Origin of the sequence: Bradyrhizobium sp. 21 (genome assembly GCF_023073335.1) — a bacterium.
Taxonomy (GTDB): Bacteria; Pseudomonadota; Alphaproteobacteria; order Rhizobiales; family Xanthobacteraceae; genus Bradyrhizobium.
Genome location: NZ_JADPJG010000002.1, coordinates 691862 through 711063 on the forward strand (window position 1 = coordinate 691862; position 19202 = coordinate 711063).

Annotated in this window: 16 protein-coding genes; 10 read left to right on the forward strand and 6 right to left on the reverse strand. The window is 64.4% G+C overall.

Going from position 1 to position 19202, the window contains the following annotated elements:
- The first annotated feature begins 8 nt into the window (after positions 1-8).
- The 7 genes from IVB31_RS03155 to IVB31_RS03185 are packed head-to-tail and all read left to right on the forward strand — an operon-like array spanning position 9 to position 8124.
- The gene (locus tag IVB31_RS03155) at positions 9-887 is read left to right on the forward strand and encodes an ABC transporter permease (protein ID WP_247318404.1); all 879 of its coding nucleotides are present in this window, start codon (positions 9-11) and stop codon (positions 885-887) included.
- Complete coding sequence (locus tag IVB31_RS03160) at positions 884-1789, forward strand: ABC transporter permease (RefSeq protein ID WP_247318406.1); 906 nt, start codon at positions 884-886, stop codon at positions 1787-1789. The genes IVB31_RS03155 and IVB31_RS03160 overlap by 4 nt, the downstream gene beginning before the upstream one ends.
- A 7-nt stretch (positions 1790-1796) precedes the next feature.
- Complete coding sequence (locus IVB31_RS03165) at positions 1797-2930, forward strand: ABC transporter ATP-binding protein (protein WP_247318408.1); 1134 nt, start codon at positions 1797-1799, stop codon at positions 2928-2930.
- 2 nt (positions 2931-2932) lie between these two features.
- A complete protein-coding gene (locus IVB31_RS03170; protein ID WP_247318410.1) occupies positions 2933-3418 on the forward strand; it encodes a (2Fe-2S)-binding protein in 486 nt (161 codons plus the stop codon).
- A 2-nt stretch (positions 3419-3420) separates the two neighbouring features.
- Positions 3421-5808: a xanthine dehydrogenase family protein molybdopterin-binding subunit gene (locus IVB31_RS03175; RefSeq protein WP_247318411.1), complete on the forward strand. Its 2388-nt coding sequence runs from the start codon at positions 3421-3423 to the stop codon at positions 5806-5808.
- Between the two features lie 11 nt (positions 5809-5819).
- Complete coding sequence (locus IVB31_RS03180; RefSeq protein WP_247318414.1) at positions 5820-6617, forward strand: xanthine dehydrogenase family protein subunit M; 798 nt, start codon at positions 5820-5822, stop codon at positions 6615-6617.
- 16 nt (positions 6618-6633) lie between these two features.
- Positions 6634-8124, forward strand: a complete 1491-nt coding sequence (locus IVB31_RS03185; RefSeq protein ID WP_247318418.1) for an amidase — start codon at positions 6634-6636, stop codon at positions 8122-8124.
- Positions 8125-8179: 55 nt separating this feature from the next.
- On the opposite strand, the gene IVB31_RS03190 is transcribed toward IVB31_RS03185, so the two are convergent.
- From IVB31_RS03190 to IVB31_RS03210, 5 genes are all read right to left on the reverse strand, one after another.
- Complete coding sequence (locus tag IVB31_RS03190) at positions 8180-9079, reverse strand: LysR substrate-binding domain-containing protein (protein ID WP_247318420.1); 900 nt, start codon at positions 9077-9079, stop codon at positions 8180-8182.
- Between the two features lie 877 nt (positions 9080-9956).
- Positions 9957-10574 (reverse strand): HupE/UreJ family protein, encoded by a 618-nt coding sequence (locus IVB31_RS03195; protein ID WP_247318423.1) that lies wholly within the window; start codon positions 10572-10574, stop codon positions 9957-9959.
- Entirely contained in the window at positions 10571-11176 is a 606-nt protein-coding gene (locus tag IVB31_RS03200) for a HupE/UreJ family protein (protein ID WP_247318426.1), read from the reverse strand. The genes IVB31_RS03195 and IVB31_RS03200 overlap by 4 nt, the downstream gene beginning before the upstream one ends.
- Before the next feature lie 15 nt (positions 11177-11191).
- Positions 11192-12172, reverse strand: coding sequence for a HupE/UreJ family protein (locus IVB31_RS03205; protein ID WP_247318429.1), 981 nt, complete (start codon positions 12170-12172; stop codon positions 11192-11194).
- On the reverse strand, positions 12169-13050 hold the full coding sequence (locus IVB31_RS03210) for a peptidylprolyl isomerase (protein ID WP_247318432.1): 882 nt from the start codon (positions 13048-13050) through the stop codon (positions 12169-12171). The genes IVB31_RS03205 and IVB31_RS03210 overlap by 4 nt, the downstream gene beginning before the upstream one ends.
- Positions 13051-13348: 298 nt before the next feature.
- Here IVB31_RS03210 and IVB31_RS03215 point away from each other — a divergent pair, with 298 nt between their 5' ends.
- The 3 genes from IVB31_RS03215 to IVB31_RS03225 all read left to right on the forward strand — a co-directional run bounded on the left by IVB31_RS03215 (position 13349) and on the right by IVB31_RS03225 (position 16504).
- Complete coding sequence (locus IVB31_RS03215; RefSeq protein WP_247318435.1) at positions 13349-15355, forward strand: hypothetical protein; 2007 nt, start codon at positions 13349-13351, stop codon at positions 15353-15355.
- Positions 15356-15475: 120 nt separating this feature from the next.
- Entirely contained in the window at positions 15476-15775 is a 300-nt protein-coding gene (locus tag IVB31_RS03220; RefSeq protein WP_247318437.1) for a hypothetical protein, read from the forward strand.
- Between the two features lie 105 nt (positions 15776-15880).
- A complete protein-coding gene (locus tag IVB31_RS03225) occupies positions 15881-16504 on the forward strand; it encodes a 2OG-Fe(II) oxygenase family protein (protein WP_247318440.1) in 624 nt (207 codons plus the stop codon).
- Positions 16505-16518: 14 nt separating this feature from the next.
- Here IVB31_RS03225 and IVB31_RS03230 read toward each other — a convergent pair whose 3' ends face one another.
- Positions 16519-19155 (reverse strand): spermidine synthase, encoded by a 2637-nt coding sequence (locus IVB31_RS03230; RefSeq protein WP_247318443.1) that lies wholly within the window; start codon positions 19153-19155, stop codon positions 16519-16521.
- Positions 19156-19202 lie beyond the last annotated feature (47 nt).

The following is a 19202-nucleotide window of genomic DNA, read 5'->3' on the forward strand; positions in this document are numbered from 1 at the left end:
CCGCCGCTATGCAGCCCCATCAGACCCTACCACGCGCAAATCTTGCCGGCTGGCTCTATGTCTCGCCGCTGGTCCTGGTGCTCGTGCCTTTCTTCGTGGCGCCGATCCTGGTGGTGCTGGCCGCAAGCTTCTTTGCCACCGATGGCTTTGGTGGGCTGACGCCGGGCTTCACATTGGCGAGCTATGTCGAGGTGCTGCATTCGGCGCTGACGCTGAAGCTGTATCTGGCGACCATCAAGTTCACGGTGCTGACTTGGGTCTTCACGCTGATCATCGGCTTCTTCGTCGCCTATTTCCTGGTGTTTCACGTCCGCAACCAGTTGCTGGCGATCGGCCTCTTCCTGCTGTGCACGGTGCCGTTCTGGACCTCGAACATCATCCGCATGATCTCGTGGATCCCGCTGCTCGGCAAGGAAGGACTGATCAATCAGGCGCTGCTCGCAACCGGCGTGATCCGCCAGCCGCTGGAGGTGCTGCTGTTCTCCGATCTCGCGGTGGTCATCGCCTATGTCCACCAGCTCACGATCTTCATGATCGTGCCGATCTTCAATTCCATGGCGCGAATCGACAAGAAGCTGATCGAGGCCGCGATCGACGCCGGCGCCAGCCGTTTCGACATCATGCGCCTGATCGTGGTGCCGATGTCCAAGAGCGGCATCGCGCTCGGCACCATCTTCGTGGTCTCGATCGTGATGGGTGATTTCTTCGTGGTCAAGGTGATGTCCGGCGGCGGCTCGGCCTCGGTCGTCAGCGCCTTCTACGAGGACGTCGGCGTGCTGCAATATCCGACCGCGGCGGCAAGCGCCGTGCTGCTGACGCTGGTTCTGGTCGCGATCGTCTCGCTGATCCTGCGCACCGTCGATATCAGGCAGGAGATCACGCGATGAGCGCGGTTGTGGCCGATATGCCCAAGAGCGACATGTCCAAGCCGGTCGCGCCCGCGACGACCAAGGCGATCGCGCCGAGCAAGGGCGGACGACCCTGGACCTTCTACGTGCTGTCGGCACTGTTTTCGCTCTATGTGATCGCGCTCTACGGCCCGATGTTCTGCATCTACATCCTGTCCTTCCAGGACATCCGCGGCGGCCTCGTGTTCCCGATGAAGGGCCATTCGCTGCACTGGTTCGTCGACCTCTTCACCCAGGTGCGGACCGGCGACGTCAAGGGCTCGTTCGATCGCTCGATCAAGCTCGCGGTCATCGTCACACTGATCACGGTGGTGGTGTCGTTCCTCGCCGGGCTCGGCTTTCGCAAGCGCTTTCGCGGCGATACCTTCGTCTTCTACATGATGATCGGCAGCCTGGTCGCGCCGGGCCTCGTGCTCGGCCTCGGCACGGGACTCCTGTTCCAGGCGCTCGGGCTGAATGCGAGCTGGTACACCTCCGCGCTCGGCGCGCAGCTGTCCTGGACGCTGCCGTTCGGCGTGCTGGTGATGTTTGCGGTGATGTCGCGCTTCGACCTCGTCTGGGAGGAGGCGGCCTACGATCTCGGCGCCAGCCGCTGGCAATCGATCCGGCTGGTGATGATCCCGGTGCTCGCGCCCGGCCTGGTCGCGGTGGCACTGTTCGGATTCACGCTGTCTTACGATGAGTTCGCCCGCAGCCTCCAGACGGCGGGCTCCCTCAACACGCTGCCGCTGGAGATCTGGAGCATGACGCTGAACGTCACGTCGCCCTCGCTCTACGCGCTTGGCACAGTGACGACCATCGTCTCCTTCATCGTCATCGGCGCGAGCCTGGGCAGCATCGTGCTGATCCAGAAGAAGCGCGGCAGCAGCGCAAAGGGTTGAGTTGGGAATGAAGAGCGATCACGGCGATATCGAACTGGCGGGCGTCTGCAAGAGCTTTGACGGGATCACAAACGTGGTCGACGGCGTCAATTTGAAGATCGCCGACGGCGCCTATTGCTGCTTCATCGGTCCCTCCGGCTGCGGCAAGACCACGATTCTGCGCATGATCGCCGGCCATGAGGATCCGACGGCGGGCGAGATCGTGATCGGCGGGCAGAATGTCGTAGGCCTGGCGCCGGTGCAGCGGCGCACCGCTATGATGTTCCAGTCCTACGCCTTGTTCCCGCATTTGACCGTGCGCGAGAACATCGCCTTCGCTTTGCGTGTCCGCGGCCAGTCGAAGGCTGATCGGCTTCGCGCTGCGGACGCCATGATCGAGAAGGTCCGGCTGACGCAATTTGCCGATCGCCTGCCGGCCCAGCTCTCCGGCGGGCAGCAGCAGCGTGTGGCGCTGGCGCGCGCCGCGATCACCGAGCCGCGCGTGCTATTGCTCGACGAGCCGTTGTCGGCACTCGATGAGAAGCTCCGCGTGCAGATGCGCCAGGAACTGCGGCGGATGCAGCAGGAGCTCGGCATCACGTTCATCCACGTCACCCACACCCAGCTCGAGGCAATCGCGCTCGCCGATCTCGTCGTGGTGATGGAGCAGGGCAGGATCAAGCAGGCGGGCGCTGCGCGCGACGTCTACGCCCATCCCCACGATCGCTATGTCGCCGAATTCATGGGCGGTCAGAACGTGCTGTCGGGGCGCGTGGAGAAGGTCAACGGTACGAGCTTTACGCTGGCGCAGGCCGCACCCGCGGGTATCGAGGTGCCGCTTCAGGCCCGCTCGACCGTCAGCGTCGGCGACACGGTCGATATCGCCGTGCGCCGCGACGATGTCGCGCTGGTCAGGCCGGGGAGAGAGCTTCCGCCCGGCTGCAGCAATTCGCTGCCGAGCCGCGTGCTCGCGATCGAATACCAGGGCTATTTCGTCAAGGTCATGCTCGACACCGTGCCTGACGATGAGTTCGTCGCCTACGTGCCCGAAAAGACCTTCTTCGCGGATCCCTTCACCGTCGGCGATGTCGTGATGGCCACCTGGGCCACCGGCAGCGCCTTGCCACTCGCCCACGAAAGCCGTCGCGCACAGGGAGTTTGATCGTGCAGATATCCTTCACACTCAACGGACGGCCGACCATTGTCGATGTCCAGCCTGCGACGCTCGTCGCCGAGCTGCTGCGCGAGCAGCTCAATCTGACGGGCACCCATATCGGCTGCGACACCAGCCAGTGCGGCGCCTGCGTGGTGCATCTCGATGGCTTGCCGGTGAAAAGCTGCACGCTGCTGGCGCCCGCGCTCGATGGCGCGAATTTGCTCACCATTGAAGGTCTTCAGGGCGCACCCGGTTCGAACCGGATGCATCCGATGCAGGAGGCGTTTCGCGAGCATCACGGCCTGCAATGCGGCTTCTGTACGCCCGGCATGCTGATGACGGCGGTGGCGCTTGCAGCGGAGAAGCCTGATCTGACGGAGGCCGATGTCCGTCACGGCCTCGAAGGCAACATCTGCCGCTGCACCGGCTACCAGAACATCGTCGTCTCGGTCATGGCAGGCGCCGCCGCCATGAACGCCGCCAAGGGAGAGTGACCATGGGCAATGTGATCGGGATCGGCGCGTCACCGAAACGGAAGGAAGACCAGCGTTTCCTCACCGGGCGCGGCAATTACGTCTCCGATATCAAGCGTCCCGGCATGACGGCCGGCGCCTTCGTCCGCTCGCCTCATGGGCACGCGATCCTGCGCGGCATCGACAAGGCTGCGGCGCTCGCCGCGCCGGGCGTTATCGCGGTTCTGACCGGAGACGATGTCAAAGCCGACGGCCTCGGTTCGCTGCCCTGCGGCTGGGGCATCTCTGATGCCAAGGGCGTGCCGATGAAGGAGCCGCCGTTCCCGATGCTGGCGCAGGGCAAGGTGCGCTTCGTCGGCGACATGGTCGCCTTCGTGATCGCGGAGACACCGGAACAGGCCAATGCGGCGGCTGAGCTGTTGACGGTCGAGTACGAGGTGCTGCCCTCCGTGGTTGGCGTGCTCGAAGCTGTCAGGCCCGGTGCGCCGCAATTGTTCGACGACGTACCGAACAACATCTGCTGCGACTGGGAGCTCGGCGACAAGGCTGCGGTCGAGGCCGCGTTCCGCAAAGCCGCGCACGTCGCAAAGCTCAGCCTGGTCAACAACCGCCTGATCGGCAATCCGATGGAGCCGCGCGCGGCGATCGCCGAATATGAGCCGGGCACCGATCGCTTCACATTGTGGACCACCAGCCAGTTCCCGCATGTCGTGCGCTTCCTGATGGGCGCGCTTGTGCTGAACATTCCGCAGCACAAGCTGCGCGTGGTCGCGCCAGATGTCGGCGGAGGGTTCGGCGTCAAGCAGTTCCATTACGGCGAGGAAGCCGTGATCACTTGGGCCGCCAAGCGGGTGATGCGGCCGATCAAATGGGTTGCGAGCCGCTCCGAAGGTTACGTCTCCGATCGCCACGGCCGCGATCACGTCACCGAGGCCGAGCTCGCGCTCGACGAGACCGGAAAATTTCTCGCCTTCCGCGTCAACACGCTCGCCAATATGGGCGGCTATCTCTCGACCTTCGGGCCGAACATCCCGACCAATCTCTACGGTCCGCTGCTCGGCGGCGTCTACACCACGCCTGCGATCTATTGCAACGTGAAGGTAGTGTTCACCAACACCGTGCCGGTTGACGCCTATCGCGGCGCCGGCCGACCCGAGGCGACCTTCGTGCTCGAGCGCATCGTCGATGTCGCGGCCAGCGAAATGGGCATCGACCGCGTCGAGATCCGCCGCCGCAACATGATCCCGAAGGAAGCCTATCCGTACCAGACGCCGGTGCTCGTGCAGTACGATTCCGGCGACCCGATGGGGTGCCTCGACGGCGCGCTGGTCGCGGCCGACGTGAAGAATTTCGGCATCCGCAAGTCGGAATCGGCGCGCATCGGCAAATTCCGCGGGCTCGGCTACTCGACCTATGTCGAGGCCTGCGGTCTCGCGCCGTCGCGCTTCGCAGGCAGGCTTGGCGCCCGCGGCGGCCTCTATGAGAGCGCCACGGTGCGGGTGCATCCGACCGGCCAGGTGACGGTCATGATCGGCACCCACAATCACGGCCAGGGCCATGAGACGACGTTCGCGCAGATCGTCTCGGAAAAGCTCGGCGTGTCCTTCGAGAACGTCGACATCGTGTACGGCGATACTGATCGCGTCCAGTTCGGCATGGGCACTTACGGTTCGCGTTCGCTGGTAGTCGGCGGCGCCGCGTTGTCGAAGGCAACCGACAAAGTGGTCGCGAAGGGCAAGAAGATCGCGGCCCATCTGCTCGAGGCCGCCGAGATGGATATCCAGTTCGAGGCCGGAAAATTCTCGGTCGCAGGCACGGACCGCATGAAGACATTCGAGGAGATCGCGGGCGCCGCCTACGTGCCGCATGACTATCCGCTCGAAGTGCTGGAGCCGGGGCTGGAGGAGCAGGCCTATTACGATCCCGTCAACTTCACCTATCCCGGCGGCTGCCATATCGCCGAGGTCGAGGTCGATCCGGAGACCGGCACGGTGACGCTGGTCAATTACACGGCGGTGGACGACGTCGGTACCGTGATCAACCCGATGATCGTCGAGGGTCAGTTGCACGGCGGCATCGTGCAGGGTGTCGGCCAGGCGCTGTTCGAGAACGCGGTCTATGACGAGGGCTCGGGCCAGCTCCTGTCGGGTTCGTTGATGGATTATTGCATGCCGCGCGCCGATCACATGCCGATGATGACGGTCGCGACCCATTCGACGCTGTGCACGCACACGCCGATGGGCGTCAAGGGCTGCGGCGAGGTCGGCACCATCGGCTCGCCCGCTGCCGTCATCAACGCGGTCGTCGATGCGCTGTCGCATCTCGGCGTCACCCATGTCGATATGCCGGCGACGCCAAACCGGATCTGGCGCCTGCTGCAAAACGCGTCGCTGCCGGTTGCCGCGGAATAGGGAGGACAACAATGAAGCCGTTTGCCTATCACCAGCCGGACCAGATTCCCGATGCGGCCAAGCTCCTGGCCTCGATCGAGGACAGCAAGCTCGTCGCCGGCGGCATGACGCTGATCCCTACGCTGAAGCAGCGGCTGGCCAGTCCGGTCGCGCTGGTCGACCTTTCTAAGCTCGGAAATCTCAAGGGCATCACCGACGACGGCGCCACCATCACCATCGGCGCGATGACGCCGCACGCCGTGGTCGCGGCCTCGAAGCTGGTGCAAGCAAAAATCCCCGGGCTCGCGGCGCTGGCCTCGATGATCGGCGATCCCGCGGTCCGCAGCCGCGGCACCATCGGCGGCTCGGTCGCGAACAATGACCCGGCGGCCGATTATCCGGCCGGCGTGCTCGGTCTCGGCGCCACCATCGTCACCAGCACGCGCGAGATCGCGGCCGACAAGTTCTTCCGCGGCCTGTTCGAGACCTCGCTCGAAACGAGCGAGATCATCACCGCGATCCGCTTTCCCGTGCCGCTCAAGGCCGGCTACGCCAAATTCAAGGCGCCGGCGTCGCGCTATGCGCTGGTCGGCGTGTTCGTCGCGAAATTCGCCGATGGCGTCCGCGTCGCCGTCACCGGTGCCGGGTCGGGTGTGTTCCGCGTGCCGCCGATGGAGGCGGCGCTCTCGCAAAACTTCCATCCATCCGCGATCGCGGCGATCAAGATCGACACCGACGGTCTCACCTCAGATATCCACGCCGAAGCCGACTACCGTGCGCATCTCGTCACGGTGATGGCCAAGCGCGCCGTCGACGCGGCGCTCAGCTAGCTCTTTAGGGTTGATGATGACTGATGGTTCCGGCCGAACGGCCTTCCCGCCGGCGCCGACTGGCCTTGGCGCGCTCTCTGTCACCGAGATCGTGGCCGGCTACCGGCGCAAGACGTTCACCCCGCGCGATGTCGTCGACGACACCATCGCAGCGCTCGAGGCGACGAACGACGTCTGCAACGCGGTGGTGACGCCGATGTACGAGCAGGCGAGGGCGGAGGCCGACCGTCTCACCAGGGAGATGCGCGCGGGAGAAGCCAAGGGAGCGCTCGCCGGCGTGCCCGTCACGATCAAGGATCTGGTCTTCGTCGCGGGCGTGCCGGCCTATGGCGGATCGCCGATGAACAAGAGCTTTGTGCCCGAGGCCGATGCGGCCGTGGTGTCGGCGCTGAGGGCATCAGGCGCGATCATCACCTGCAAGACCACGACCTGCGAATCCGGCTACAAGCTGACGGCGGACAGTCCGGTCACGGGTACGACGAGAAACCCCTGGAATCCGGCCCGAACCAGCGGCGGATCGAGCGGCGGTGCTGCGGCGGGCGTTGCCGCCGGCTGCGGCCCAATCGCGATCGGCACTGACGGCGTCGGCTCGATCCGCGTGCCGTCGTCGTTTTGTGGCGTGTTCGGTCTCAAGCCGACTTTCGGCCTGGTGCCGCGTTCGCCCGGCTTCTCGCCGCCGTCCTGGGGTTCGCTCGCGCATACCGGGCCGATCACGCGCACAGTCGCCGATGCCGCGCTGACGCTGGAGATCATCGCCGGTTACGATCTGCGCGATCCCGCCAGCCTGCCGGTATCGCCGCGCCGCTTCGATGCCAGTGCTGCGCCCTTGAACGGCCTTCGCATCGGCGCCAGCGTCGATCTCGGCTATGCCGCCGTCAGCCCGGACGTCCGTGCCGCTTTCAACAAGGCGTTGGCCATTCTCGATTCCTGCGGCGCGCAGGTCACCATGGATGGTCCGGGCCTCGACCCGGAGATTCTCGAGCACACGTTGAAGCCGATCGCCTTCACCGAGCAGGCGGCGGCGGTGGCGACCAAGACCACGGCAGATCTGGCCAGCTCGGAATCCGACTACCGCGATATCGTCAGCGTCGGCCGCCATTACAGCGGCACCGACTATATTGAAGCCGGCTACCGCCGCGGCCAGGCGCGCAACGCCTTCGTGAAACTGTTCGAGCGCGTCGATGTGCTGGTGACGCCGACAGTGGCGGTGACCGCGTTCGAGGCCGGCCAACTCGGTGTCGACAAGATCGACGGCAGCAAGGTCGATCCGCATCTCGGCTGGTCGCCCTTCACCTGGCCGATCAATCTCGCCGGCCTTCCGGCAGCTACGCTGCCCTGCGGGTTCGATCGCGACGGCATGCCGATCGGCCTTCAGATCGTCGCGCCCTGGCTCGACGAACCGGCTATCTTCCGCGTCGCTGCCGCCTTCGAGCAGGCACAGCCCTGGTCGAAATTCTGGCCGCCATTAACGTTGCGGGATCTGGATGGCGCCCGGGTCAAAGCGTGAGCGCAGCGCACTCCCGCTCCCCGCAGCGAGGAAGCTCGGACTCCCGCGAGTTTGCCTAGGACAATTCGATCGGATCGCCGCGCCCGCTGAGTTCTTCATCCAGTCGCAGATAATGTGCGAGATAGTCGTGCAACGCGGTCGCGGCCTTCGAGGTGGCGCCGCTCGACTTGTAGAGCAAAAGCTCGACCTGCGGCAGCGGCGGCAGTCCTTCATTGGGATTGATCTCCCGCATCGCCGGCACTAGCGCGCTGCGGCCAAGCACGGTCACGGCCATGCCGGCGAAGGCGGCCGCCTGCAAGCCGCCGACGCTTTCGCTGACGCAAGCAACGCGCCAGCGCAGATTGGCGCGTTCGAGCGTATCGATCGCGTAGTCGCGGTAGATGTTGCCGGGCGGCAAAAGCGCGAGCGGGATCGGACGTTCCTGATGCGCTGAGGATTGTTCGCCGGTCATCCAGACCAGCTGCTCGCGCCGCACCACCTGGCCGCCGGTGAAATCGTTCATGCGGGTCACCAGCGCGATATCGACGTCGCCGCGCTTGACCAGGCCGACGAGCGGCGTGGACAGTGCGCAGTTGAGCTCGACCTGGATGCGCGGAAAGGATTTGCGGAACACACTGAGGATCGAGGGCAGCATGAACGCAGCATAGAGGTCCGGCGTGCCGAGCACGACTTGGCCTTCGATCTCCTGCGATGCCAGTTGCGAAATCAACTCGTCATGCAACCGGAGGATGGATTTGGCATAGGTGAGGACCGTCGTACCGTCGTCGGTCAGAGTCAGGCGGCGCCCGGCATGCAGGAAAAGTTGCTTGCCGGTCAATTCCTCCAGCCGCTGCAATTGCAGGGTTATCGCCGGCTGAGTCCGGCCAAGGCGGCGTGCCGTCTCGGTGATGCTGCCGGTCTCGACGACCGAGATCAGCGACCGAAGCATGCGGATATCGAGACTGATGAGGTTCATGAGCCGTCCCTTCGCCCAGAATTTATGCAATTTACGTGCTACGCGAGGCGTAGTGCAGGTCGTCGGTCGGTTGGCTCATGGAGTCCCGGCACGCGTATTGAATCAATGACTTGGCGGGGTCGGTGAGGCGCGGGCGTCGAGCGGGGTCAATCCATCTCGCGGAAGGATTGCCGCACGGCTGCCCGTCGGGCAAAACACCCGTAACCGTCAACCCCTCTCCATAAAAATATTCCCCTTTACCGAAATTCGGAAACGGCGTATGTGTTGCTCATCCCGGCTCATCCTTGAGGGGCGATCATGTGGTCGTCATTTTCGTGAGCCGGGCTTGCGGTGGACGTGGCAGCGTCGGGCGCGAGGCTAAGGGCAGGGCGGATTGCTCTCCGTGAGCCCTGAGGCTTCGTGCGGACGGACGGCGCTGTTAGTTCGTCTCGCCAGTTATTTCGATGGCATCGTGCACGATGTCATCGAACCCTGTGGCGGTCAGCGAGCGTGCGTACGGCAAAACCGTGTGGTCCTGGCCGTCGTTGCTACGGTCAAGCTCTTGCGGAGCGGCACTCGCGTCAACCGGCGCGGCGTCCGTGACTTCTGCGAGGGCGAGGGAGGCCAAAAGGAACTCGGCTCCCAGGAGAGCACGGCATAAGCCGTAAAGCCACTGCGCAGGGAAGGCCGAGTGATTGGCACCACCTGTATGCTGCTGTGCGGTTTTCCTGCGTGTGCTTTTCGCGCAGCGGACCGCGGGTGCGAGGTCAGCACCCGGCCTTCCCTGCGCCCTCTTGGATCAAGAGGGTGGCAAGAGAGTAGAGATCAAGCAAGGCTCGGGCGAAACGCGCCGCGAGAACGCGGCTCTGCGTCCATCGCAGAGTCCCGCGCGGTCTCTTCATGAAGCGAGGGCAAGGCCCGCCATCATGAGACCGATAGAAGCGATCCAGCCCCCAAGTGCACGAACGGCGATGGTTCGCCAGGATGCCGAACTGTCCGACTTCGTTCGCTTGAATGCGGTGGTCAGAGCCATCGTCAGCGTGATGGCTCCGTAGCCCGCGCAGGCCAATCCTGCCGCAAACAGCAGCCGATCGGTGTCGGGCCCGAGGTCGGCGCCGTTCGCGGCGCCCCGCATCACGGCGATCGCAAATGCAATCGCGCACAGCAGGAAGGTGGGAATTCGCGCCGCGGCCGCAAGCAGCATGCCTAGTGCCAGCATCATTGTCGCGTCCGCGAGTTGTGTGGAAGCCGCGCCGAAAATGCGCCCAAGAGATAACCCGACCAGCAGTCCGAGTGGAAACACCGGGATAAGCCAACGGCCCTTGGGGGCGCCAAGCGCGCCGGCCAGCACGCCCGTCGCAGTCCAGAGAACGATATCCCGGAGATCGGTGAGGGGGTGCAATGCACCCGCGTAGAAATCGCCAAGGCGGGCCGCGACGATGTGTGCCTCGGCGGCGCTCGTCTGCACGAACAGCGCTGCGGCCAGAATCCACAAATGTCCGAATTTCGATGTCATGCGATGGCTCCGAGGCCCTGCGCGAGGAAGTAGCAGCCAAGTCCCGCGATGCCGGCCCCGAGTGCCTGAATGACGCGCTCTCCGGCGGGCCAGCGGGTCAAACTGCCGATGCCGATGCCGCACAGATGCAGCAGGCCGGTGGCGGTGACGAAGCCGACCCCGTAAGCCAGTGGATTCGCCGAGCCGGGAAGCTCGGCTCCGTGTGCATGACCGTGGAAGACCGCGAAGACGCCAACGATGGCGGCGGCAGCGGAAAATGGCAGGCGCAGCCGGCTGGCGACTGCCAAACCGAGGACCAGAGCGGACATCGCAATGACCATTTCGGGCATCGGCAGCGGAATTCGCAGGACGCCCAAAACTCCGCCGATCGCCATGACGATCGGGAAGGTGATGGGGAGCACCCAGATCGCGGGCGGCCCGAGCTGCGCCCCCCAGATCCCGACTGCGACCATCGCGATCAGATGATCGACGCCGGTGACGGGATGGAGCAGGCCGCTCAGGAGACCGCCGGGCACGCCGGCCTGGTCGTGCGCGAGTGCCGGTTGCGTCAGCAGGAAAATGGCCGTCGCGGTCGAAAGGGCCCGGAGAATGCGCCAAGACATGCGAGCCTCTCTCATTCAGATCGCGGCGAACACGCGCGCAAGACGGCCAAAGAACCAGAACATCGAGACCGACCCGATGGCGTAGGCGGGGAGAGCCGCGCCCCAGCGCGGCACGACAGCATCGAGCCGCCGATGCGCCCAGATCAATGCCAGCACGAGCAGCACGAAGGCGAGTTGCCCGATTTCCACGCCGACATTGAAGAAAAGCAGCGCCGCGGGCAGCAGGCGGCGTTCCAGTCCGAGGCCGGCCAGCGCGCCTGCGAAACCGATGCCGTGAACGAGGCCGAAGGTAAAGGCCACAGCCCAGGGATAGCGAGCCGTGATGCCGATCTCCCCGCGTTGTTGCTTGACGATCTCAACGCCGACGAATGCGATGCTCAATGCGATGCAGGCGTTGAGCGGACGTTCCGGCACACCGATCAGGCCGAATGCGGCGGCGGCAAGTGAGGCGCTGTGTCCGATCGTGAACGCTGTGATCGTCTTCACCAAACGCCAGCCGCCGCCGACGATCCAGATCAGGCCCAGCACGAACAGCAGATGATCGGCGCCGAGAAGGATGTGATCGATCCCGTAGTTGACATAGGTCTTGGCCAGTTCGAGCCAGGTTTCGAGGGTCGGGGCGCCGGCACCGAGAATGGAGACGACGGGATTGGCCGTCGAGATCGTGTAACTGCGCGCCTCGCCCGTGATCGGAATGACCTTGAGCAGGACAACCGACATGTTGGAGCCGAGGTTGGTGATGGTGATCGGGCCGACCAGCCCTTTCTGGCCGCAGTTCATCTCGGGCAGCCTGAGGAGACAGTGGGATGGCACCCGCAGATCGACCCGCTCAGGGCCGATCGTCGGCTCCATGGTCCAGCGTCCGATGAACGCGCCGGGCCGCACCTCGCGAAATTCGAGCACGCCCATCGCCGCCTCATGCGCGCGGAGCAGGGACGGCTGGATGAGCGCGGCGAGCAGGATCAGCGCCAACCGCAAATATCGTATCGCTGTCACTGCTCGTCCCGCACCTGGTAGGAGATCTTCAGGCGCTTGACCGCTTCCCAAGCCAGCTTGCGCGTCTCGTCCGTGCGCCAGAGCCTGATGGCCTCATCACGAACGTCCTCGAGATGGGCGAGCTTTCCCTGGTGCCGGGAATCGATGCGAGCAACATGCCAGCCGTCCCTGGAGCGCAGGAGCTTCCATTGCTCCGGCGCCATCGCCAGCAGCGCATCACGGAAATCCTCACCGAAGGATGCGGCAAGACTTGCGACGGGCCGGCCGAGGATGGCGCGGGTCTGCTGCTGCAATTCCTCCGATTCGTGCTGCTGGACAATGTCGTCGAGCTGGCGTTGCGCCGTGGCCTGATCCGTCGGCGGGGTGATGTAGAACGAGACGCGCTCCGGCTCGTCGAAGCGGGCGTGGTTTTCCGCAAACCAACCCGTCAGCTGCTCCTCCGTCGGTTGCTCAACCCGGATCTGGTCGAAGATCATCAACTGCATCTTGAAGGCGATGCGATCGCGGATCATGTCGTCGCCGCGGTCCACCCCGAGCGCCTTGCCCTCGCGGTAGAGAATTTCGCTCGCGACCCAGCTGTCGATCATCTTCTGAAGTTGGTCGGCGGAAGGGGTGCGCACCTTGTCCTCATCGAAGTGTTCGATGAAGGACTGGCGCATCGCCTTGGTGACGGTGATCACCTTCTCGTCCCTGGCGGGCGGGTGCAGAACGGTGTCGACGCCGAAGATGATCGCACCAAGCAGTGCGAAGTGCAGCAAAGGTTCACGCGCCAAGCGCATGGCTGCGGAAAAGAGGGATCGCGATGGCTGCGCCTCGCCGGCGACGGCATCGCCGCTCTGGTCCGGGCGTCCGCTGCGCATTGTCGGGAAGGACTGCACTTCGGTTGATGGAGCTGGCATTGACATCTGAGTGTCACAAATCTCACGGGCACGTTTGGCCGAACGCGTTATGCGTCACAGCTCTTGTTCTGCCATCTCCAATCGCCCATGCAACGCGGAAAATTGCAAGGCAGAAGTGCCGCGCGAAATTTTCGCGAGCTGCGGATCAACACAAAACGTTCACGAACCTGTATCCGAATTCTGGTCTCTATCGGAACCGTCAAGAGTCCGCTCGACGCGGCTTGGATCAGTTCACTCTGCTGAAGATTGCGAAATTAAATCCGAGAAGGGGCGATAGATGTTTCCGACAAGCAAAGCCATCCTGTTGACCGCAGCATCGGCGTCTCTGGCGCTCACTCAGGGCGCCACCGCCGAGGAGTGGGGCAAGGACCGGCGTAAAGACAATCCTTATGTCGCCGGTGACATGCACAATCACAACACCTGCACGGACGGCTCGGTTGCCGCCGGCTATTCGATCGACCGCGCGGTCGCGCGCGGCACCGCCAGCGCGGGCGGCAACAATTTCGACCTCGACTGGTTCACCCTCGGAAATCACGGCGGTTCGGGCAACCGCGACTGCCGCTTCAGCGATAGCAGCGCCAATATTCCCGGCCAGACGACCACGACCTGGAACCAGACCCTCGGCAAGACCATCGATGGCATCACCATCAGCAGCCTGAAGGGCACGCCGAACGGCACCGACAGCAACGCCAAAATGTGGCGCTGGCAGTCGATCCAGGAGATCGAATACCCGACCATCGTCAATCGCGCGCCGATTTACAACAAGGTGCTGATCGAAGGTCTCGAGTGGATCGCGCCCGGCCACGAGCACGCCGATGTCGCGGTGATCACCGGGCAGCACCCGCGCAGGGGCGGCAATGCGGACAAGATGGCGGAGTTCGAATATCGCTTCGACCGCGCCGACACCGATGCGATCGGCCCCGTCATGGAGGGCAGCGAAAATCAGCTGTGGACGGGCAAGGACAACGTCAACAACGCGGGCACGGCCGGTCACCAGAAGGCGCTGGAAGGCATCAAGTGGTTGCAGGGGCACCATCCGCTGCAATCCTATGTCATCCCGACGCACACCGAGCGCCAGGGGCCGTTCGATCCGGCCGGCACCAAAGGCTATAACATCGAGCACTTCCGCGACTTCAACAATGCCGGACCGACGGTTGCTTTCGGCATCGAGTCGCCCGGTCACTTTGCCGAAGGCGGTCTCACTGGGGGCTCCGGTTCCTACGGGACCAATGCGGTCGGCGGCGGCACCTACGGCATGAGCGGCATCTACACCGCGAAAGTGGGCGGCTTGTGGGATGGCATGCTTGGCGAAGGCCGGAACTTCTTCATCTTCGTCAGCTCCGACTGGCACAGCCGCGGCGCGGGCGGGGCGCGCGACTCGTTCACGACGGCCGATTTCATTCCCGGCGAGTACACCAAGCTGTATGTTCCGAACGAGGGGAGGTTCTCGTCGCAGTCGGTCATCGACGGCATGCGTTCGGGCAACTCCTATTCGGTCAACGCCGACCTTATCGGACCGGATATGGTGTTCCGCGCCAAAGCGCGCGGCGGCGACTGGAAGACGATGGGTGAAACGCTGGTCGTGAGGCCCGGCGACCAGGTGACGGTCGAAATGGAGATGACCGTCCCGGAGAAGAACAACAGCCCCTACGGATTCAACAATCCGCTGCTGGAGCAGGTTGGGATCAAGCAGCCGTTGAACAAGCCGTTTCTCGACCATGTTGATCTGATCACCGGCAAGATCACGGGTGTCATCGCGCCGGGCGCACCCGGCTACGCGGTGCCCAATGCCGGCGGTACCGCGGGCGCGGCGATCGTCTACAATCCCACGGCCACCATCGCTCAGCAGATCCCGGCGACGAAGATGCACCGCGAACACCGGGATGGCCGTTCCGTCCGCTTGCGTCTCACAACGACGTTCACGGCGGGCAACTCGCCGTTCTACATTCGCGCCCGCGGAACCAACATTCCGGTCGGCACCCCCAATGCCTCAGACACCGCGGGCAATCCGCTGCTCGACGCCAACAATGCGCAGGTGAGCTGCACGGATCCGGCATGCCCGGCGCATCTGGAGACGGTCAACGGCGTCAAGAAGGTCACCCACGACGTGCAGTCCTGGTCGAATGCCTGGTTCTACGCCAATCCGATCTTCGTGAGGCCGGAACGTTCGCCGAAGCTGCTGGTGGAAACGAACGCCGAACTGGCGGAACGGCTGGGTCGCCGGGCCGAGAACGACCCCGATCACCACGACCACGATCACCACGGCGACCACGGCCACTGGTAGCATCTAGTCATCCGGCGGGACGCAGGGATTATGCCTCCCGCCGGTACTGTTCGGAAAGTGCTGGCGCTGTCTATGTCCATGTTCCGTGGATGTCCTTGGTTTCGAATTGGCCTCTGCGCAATGACCCTCCTCGTCGGCGCCGCCATGCCAGGCATCGCCGCCGCCGCTACCGACGAGCCGACATTGCATGATTGCGAAGCTGCGGTCGGAGCGGCGCGTGCATTGGCGTTGGATCTGCCGGCAGAGAATCTGTCCCGCTACTTCGCCGAGCGTCACTTGCACCAAGCCATGATGGAAGCCGGCAACGGCGAGTTCGACGAATGTGTGGAGATGGCCGAGCGCGCCGCTCAGTTGGTCCGCGAACGCCGCCATGATTTGTCGCCGGGCGAAAAGCTGAAAGTGCTCAAGCCCGACGAGTAGATGGGGCCGCCGCAGGATGTCGCGGAATCCACCCCCGCTGTCATCGCAGCGTCATCTTTGCGCGCGCATTGTTGGCTCCCACCAGAAACAGGCAGACCTTGCGACATGGATCAGATCGAGCCGCTTTTCCCGATTCCCCTCCTGCGCTCGCCCCAACTGCTCTCACCATCGCTGAACGAAGCCGCTGTAGCGGCCATCCGGAACACCCGCATCGAAGAAAATCTCCGCTCGGGGCAACTCTTCCACACCGAGGTGGCCGATCCGCGCGACAACGCGCTGTTTCGGCAGATCGCCGAACTTGCCGTTCCGAAGCTCGTCGATTTCGGCGTCTTGCTGTTCGGCGAAAGGCTGAGCTGGACCGTCAAGGAGATGTGGACCAACATGCTGGAGACGGGTGGAAACCAGACGCTGCATTCGCATGCCAATAGTTTTGTCTCGGGCATTTTTTATCTCACACCCTCGCATCCGGCCTGCAAGACGGTGTTCGTGCGCCCGCCGGGCGGCTCCGATTTTTCCTTCCGCCACCACACACGAACTGCCGCCCTTGGCCCGTTCAATGCGGGCAAGTACGTGCTACCGGAAGCCGAGCCGGGAGATCTCGTGTTGTTTCCGAGCTACCTCTATCACGAGGTGCCGAGAAACCAGGGCGACCAGAGGATTACGATCGCTTTCAACGCCATTCCCGATCATCTCGATTGCTGGGGCTATCGCATCAACTTTGCGCCCTAAGCGAGACGGCTCGGCTACTCCCTTCGAAGCCCAAACTCATGCAACAGCAGCTCTCGCGCTTCACCGCGGGATGGTGCTGCCTCGTTGATCTGGCGCAGCAAGCGTGCGGCCGCTGGCCGGTCTGAGCTGATCAGCGATCGCGCCATGCCCATCAGCGGTCCATACGCCGGGTCGAATTCGGCGCTCGCGCGAAGCGCCTCGATGAGGCCGGGCGCGGCCGCTTCGATCAGCGCCGTTCCACGCGGATCGCCCCGCAGCGACGCGCCGACCTCGAGAAACCGGTTGCGTGCACGCCAGTAGGCGCTCAGCCGAGCGCCCAGTGGATCGTGGTCCGGTCCATGAGGCAAGAGCTCAGCCGGATCCGGCTGCAGGCTTTGCGTGACGGCAAGCAAGAGCGACCAGGGCGCGGACGTCAGGGCATGGACGTTCCGGCGCGCATCAAAGGTCACGAATGGATAGTCGTCGGTGTTGCGCGGACCCGCGCCGGCGAAGTTGGACAGGGCGCGCGGGCCAGCGAGGTATTGGCCGAGCAGGTCGATCGGAGCCTCGAATCCCAAGGGGTGGATAACCCGCCCGATGGCGGCATCGCGCAACCGCGCAGCGAGCGCGTCAGTATCGAGATGGCCGCCGTCTTTCGTCCCAATGAGGGCGAGCATGGGCGTGCGTACGCTGTAATGGTTCAGCCAGGCCGCGCCGTCAGGATAGACGTCAAGGAAGCCGCGGATGATGGCGCGCAGGGACGGCAGGTCGAGCTGGTACAGGGGAAGCCATTGGCAGAAGATGCCCTGCGGCGCGAGCCTGCGTTTGACGGCGTCGAAATGCTCCACCGTGTAGAGCGCACCGCTGCCGTCCAGCGCTGGATGGAACAGGTCGGCGACGATGACGTCATACTGCTCCCTGTCCGCGGCGATGTATCGGCGCGCATCCGCCACGGTCACCCGCGGCGCTCCAGAAGCCGCCGGATTGACGAACCAGGGAAGCAGGTCCACGACCTCCCGGGAGAGCTCGACGCCGAGCACGCTCACGCCGGGCATCTGCGATCCTCCGACGATGGTTGCACCAGTACCGATGCCGAGGAACAAGGCTTGGCGCGGCGCTTGATGAAGCAGCAGCGGCAGCACGGCCTGGCGGTAGTCGGATCGGCTCGAGCTTGTGCCGCCCATGCGGAAATGGCCGTTGACCTCGAGGTAGCGCGTCCCCGATACGTCGTCGACGACGCTGGCCGTTGCCATGGGCCCTTCGCGCACCGCAAGCAATGCGCCGCCTGGCGGCACCTTCGTCAACGAGGGACCAGGATGCAGCCAAAGCACGAGCGCGACGATCTCCGGCACAGCGGACCACGCCAACGCCAGCCGGCTCGGCGGGAGCAGAACCAGGTAGCCAAGCGCAATCGGAAGAATCGCCTGCCATGTCCCGAACGTCGGAATCAGGAGTTGCGCCGCCACCAGCGGCGCGATGGACGCGCCGAGACTATTGATCCCGACCGCCCATCCGACGGACCCACGCTGGTCCCGCACCCGTTGCGCAAGCAGGCCGAACAGCGCTCCCATCGCCGTTGACGGCGCTAGGAACAGCGCGATCGCCACGGCCAGTTCGCCGAACACGCCCGCGGCGGACGCGATCTCGACCAGACGGCCGACATGAGGCGCGACCGATGCGGTCATCAGGCAGGCGAGCGCCGTTCCGGCGAGCAGACACTGCAGACTTCCATCTTGGGTCTGCCGCCCGGCGCGCTGCCAAAGCAGGCTCCCAGCCGCCGTGCCGAGCAAATAAGCGGCCAACAGCCCTGCGAAGGTGTAGACGGTGTCCTGCATCACCTGCGCTGCCAATCGAACCACGAGAACCTCGAACGCAATTCCGAGCAGACCCGTAGCGAACAGGGTGATCGTGAGCCGCAGCTCTCGAACCGGCTCCGGTCGCGCCGGTGCTGCGCCAGCTCGCGCTTTGCCCGACGCCGATCCGACCGCGAGCGCGCCGAGGGCGCAGAACATGTTCACGCCCGCAAGGCAGACCAGGGTTTTGGAGAATCCAAGCATGGGGATCAGAAGGAATGTGGAAGCCAGCGTTCCAGCCAACGCCCCCGCTGTATTCGCCCCGTATACCCCGGCCGCGACGCGCGCCTCGCCGCGCGATTCTCTTGTCATCCGCTCCAGTGCGGCCAGCGTTCCGCCCATTGCCATCGTTGCGGGAAGCAGCACGAGCGTTGGAAGCGCAAAGCTGCTGGCCCACAGCAAGCTGGCAGACGGATCGGTGCCAAGCAGCGGCGCCAAGGCCCGACCAGCCCAAGGCAGAAGCCGGACGCTGATCAGGCCCCAAACCGCAATGACGGCTTCAAGCATCGCGTAGACGCGCCAGGGCGACCTCGATCGTCGGATCAGCCCATCAAGCGCGAATGCACCCAGTGCCAGACCGCCGAAAAATCCGGCGGTGACGCCGAGCACCGCCATCATCTCGGTCCCGAGCGCAAGGCTCAACTGACGCGTCCACACGATCTCATAGCCGAGGCCTGCGAAGCCGGAGGCAGTCACGATCGGAATCAGCAGCCGATGATAACGAGCGGCTTGAGGGCGCACCGACGCGGTCTGGACCTGGACCTCGCTCGCGACCGGTTCCCCCGAAGCGATCGCGGCGCTGCCCGGATCGGATTGCATTCCCTTCACTCCTGTCTCGCAGTCGCCTGGATGAGCGGGCCGGGCTG

What these genes read in the sequence shown, in the direction of transcription:
- IVB31_RS03180 (WP_247318414.1), top strand. Translation starts at nt 5,820, where the DNA reads ATGAAGCCGTTTGCCTATCACCAGCCGGACCAGATTCCCGATGCGGCC.
- IVB31_RS03220 (WP_247318437.1), top strand. Translation starts at nt 15,476, where the DNA reads ATGACCCTCCTCGTCGGCGCCGCCATGCCAGGCATCGCCGCCGCCGCT.
- IVB31_RS03195 (WP_247318423.1), bottom strand. Translation starts at nt 10,574, where the DNA reads ATGACATCGAAATTCGGACATTTGTGGATTCTGGCCGCAGCGCTGTTC.
- IVB31_RS03165 (WP_247318408.1), top strand. Translation starts at nt 1,797, where the DNA reads ATGAAGAGCGATCACGGCGATATCGAACTGGCGGGCGTCTGCAAGAGC.
- IVB31_RS03175 (WP_247318411.1), top strand. Translation starts at nt 3,421, where the DNA reads ATGGGCAATGTGATCGGGATCGGCGCGTCACCGAAACGGAAGGAAGAC.
- IVB31_RS03215 (WP_247318435.1), top strand. Translation starts at nt 13,349, where the DNA reads ATGTTTCCGACAAGCAAAGCCATCCTGTTGACCGCAGCATCGGCGTCT.
- IVB31_RS03160 (WP_247318406.1), top strand. Translation starts at nt 884, where the DNA reads ATGAGCGCGGTTGTGGCCGATATGCCCAAGAGCGACATGTCCAAGCCG.
- IVB31_RS03185 (WP_247318418.1), top strand. Translation starts at nt 6,634, where the DNA reads ATGACTGATGGTTCCGGCCGAACGGCCTTCCCGCCGGCGCCGACTGGC.
- IVB31_RS03190 (WP_247318420.1), bottom strand. Translation starts at nt 9,079, where the DNA reads ATGAACCTCATCAGTCTCGATATCCGCATGCTTCGGTCGCTGATCTCG.
- IVB31_RS03225 (WP_247318440.1), top strand. Translation starts at nt 15,881, where the DNA reads ATGGATCAGATCGAGCCGCTTTTCCCGATTCCCCTCCTGCGCTCGCCC.
- IVB31_RS03155 (WP_247318404.1), top strand. Translation starts at nt 9, where the DNA reads ATGCAGCCCCATCAGACCCTACCACGCGCAAATCTTGCCGGCTGGCTC.
- IVB31_RS03230 (WP_247318443.1), bottom strand. Translation starts at nt 19,155, where the DNA reads ATGCAATCCGATCCGGGCAGCGCCGCGATCGCTTCGGGGGAACCGGTC.
- IVB31_RS03200 (WP_247318426.1), bottom strand. Translation starts at nt 11,176, where the DNA reads ATGTCTTGGCGCATTCTCCGGGCCCTTTCGACCGCGACGGCCATTTTC.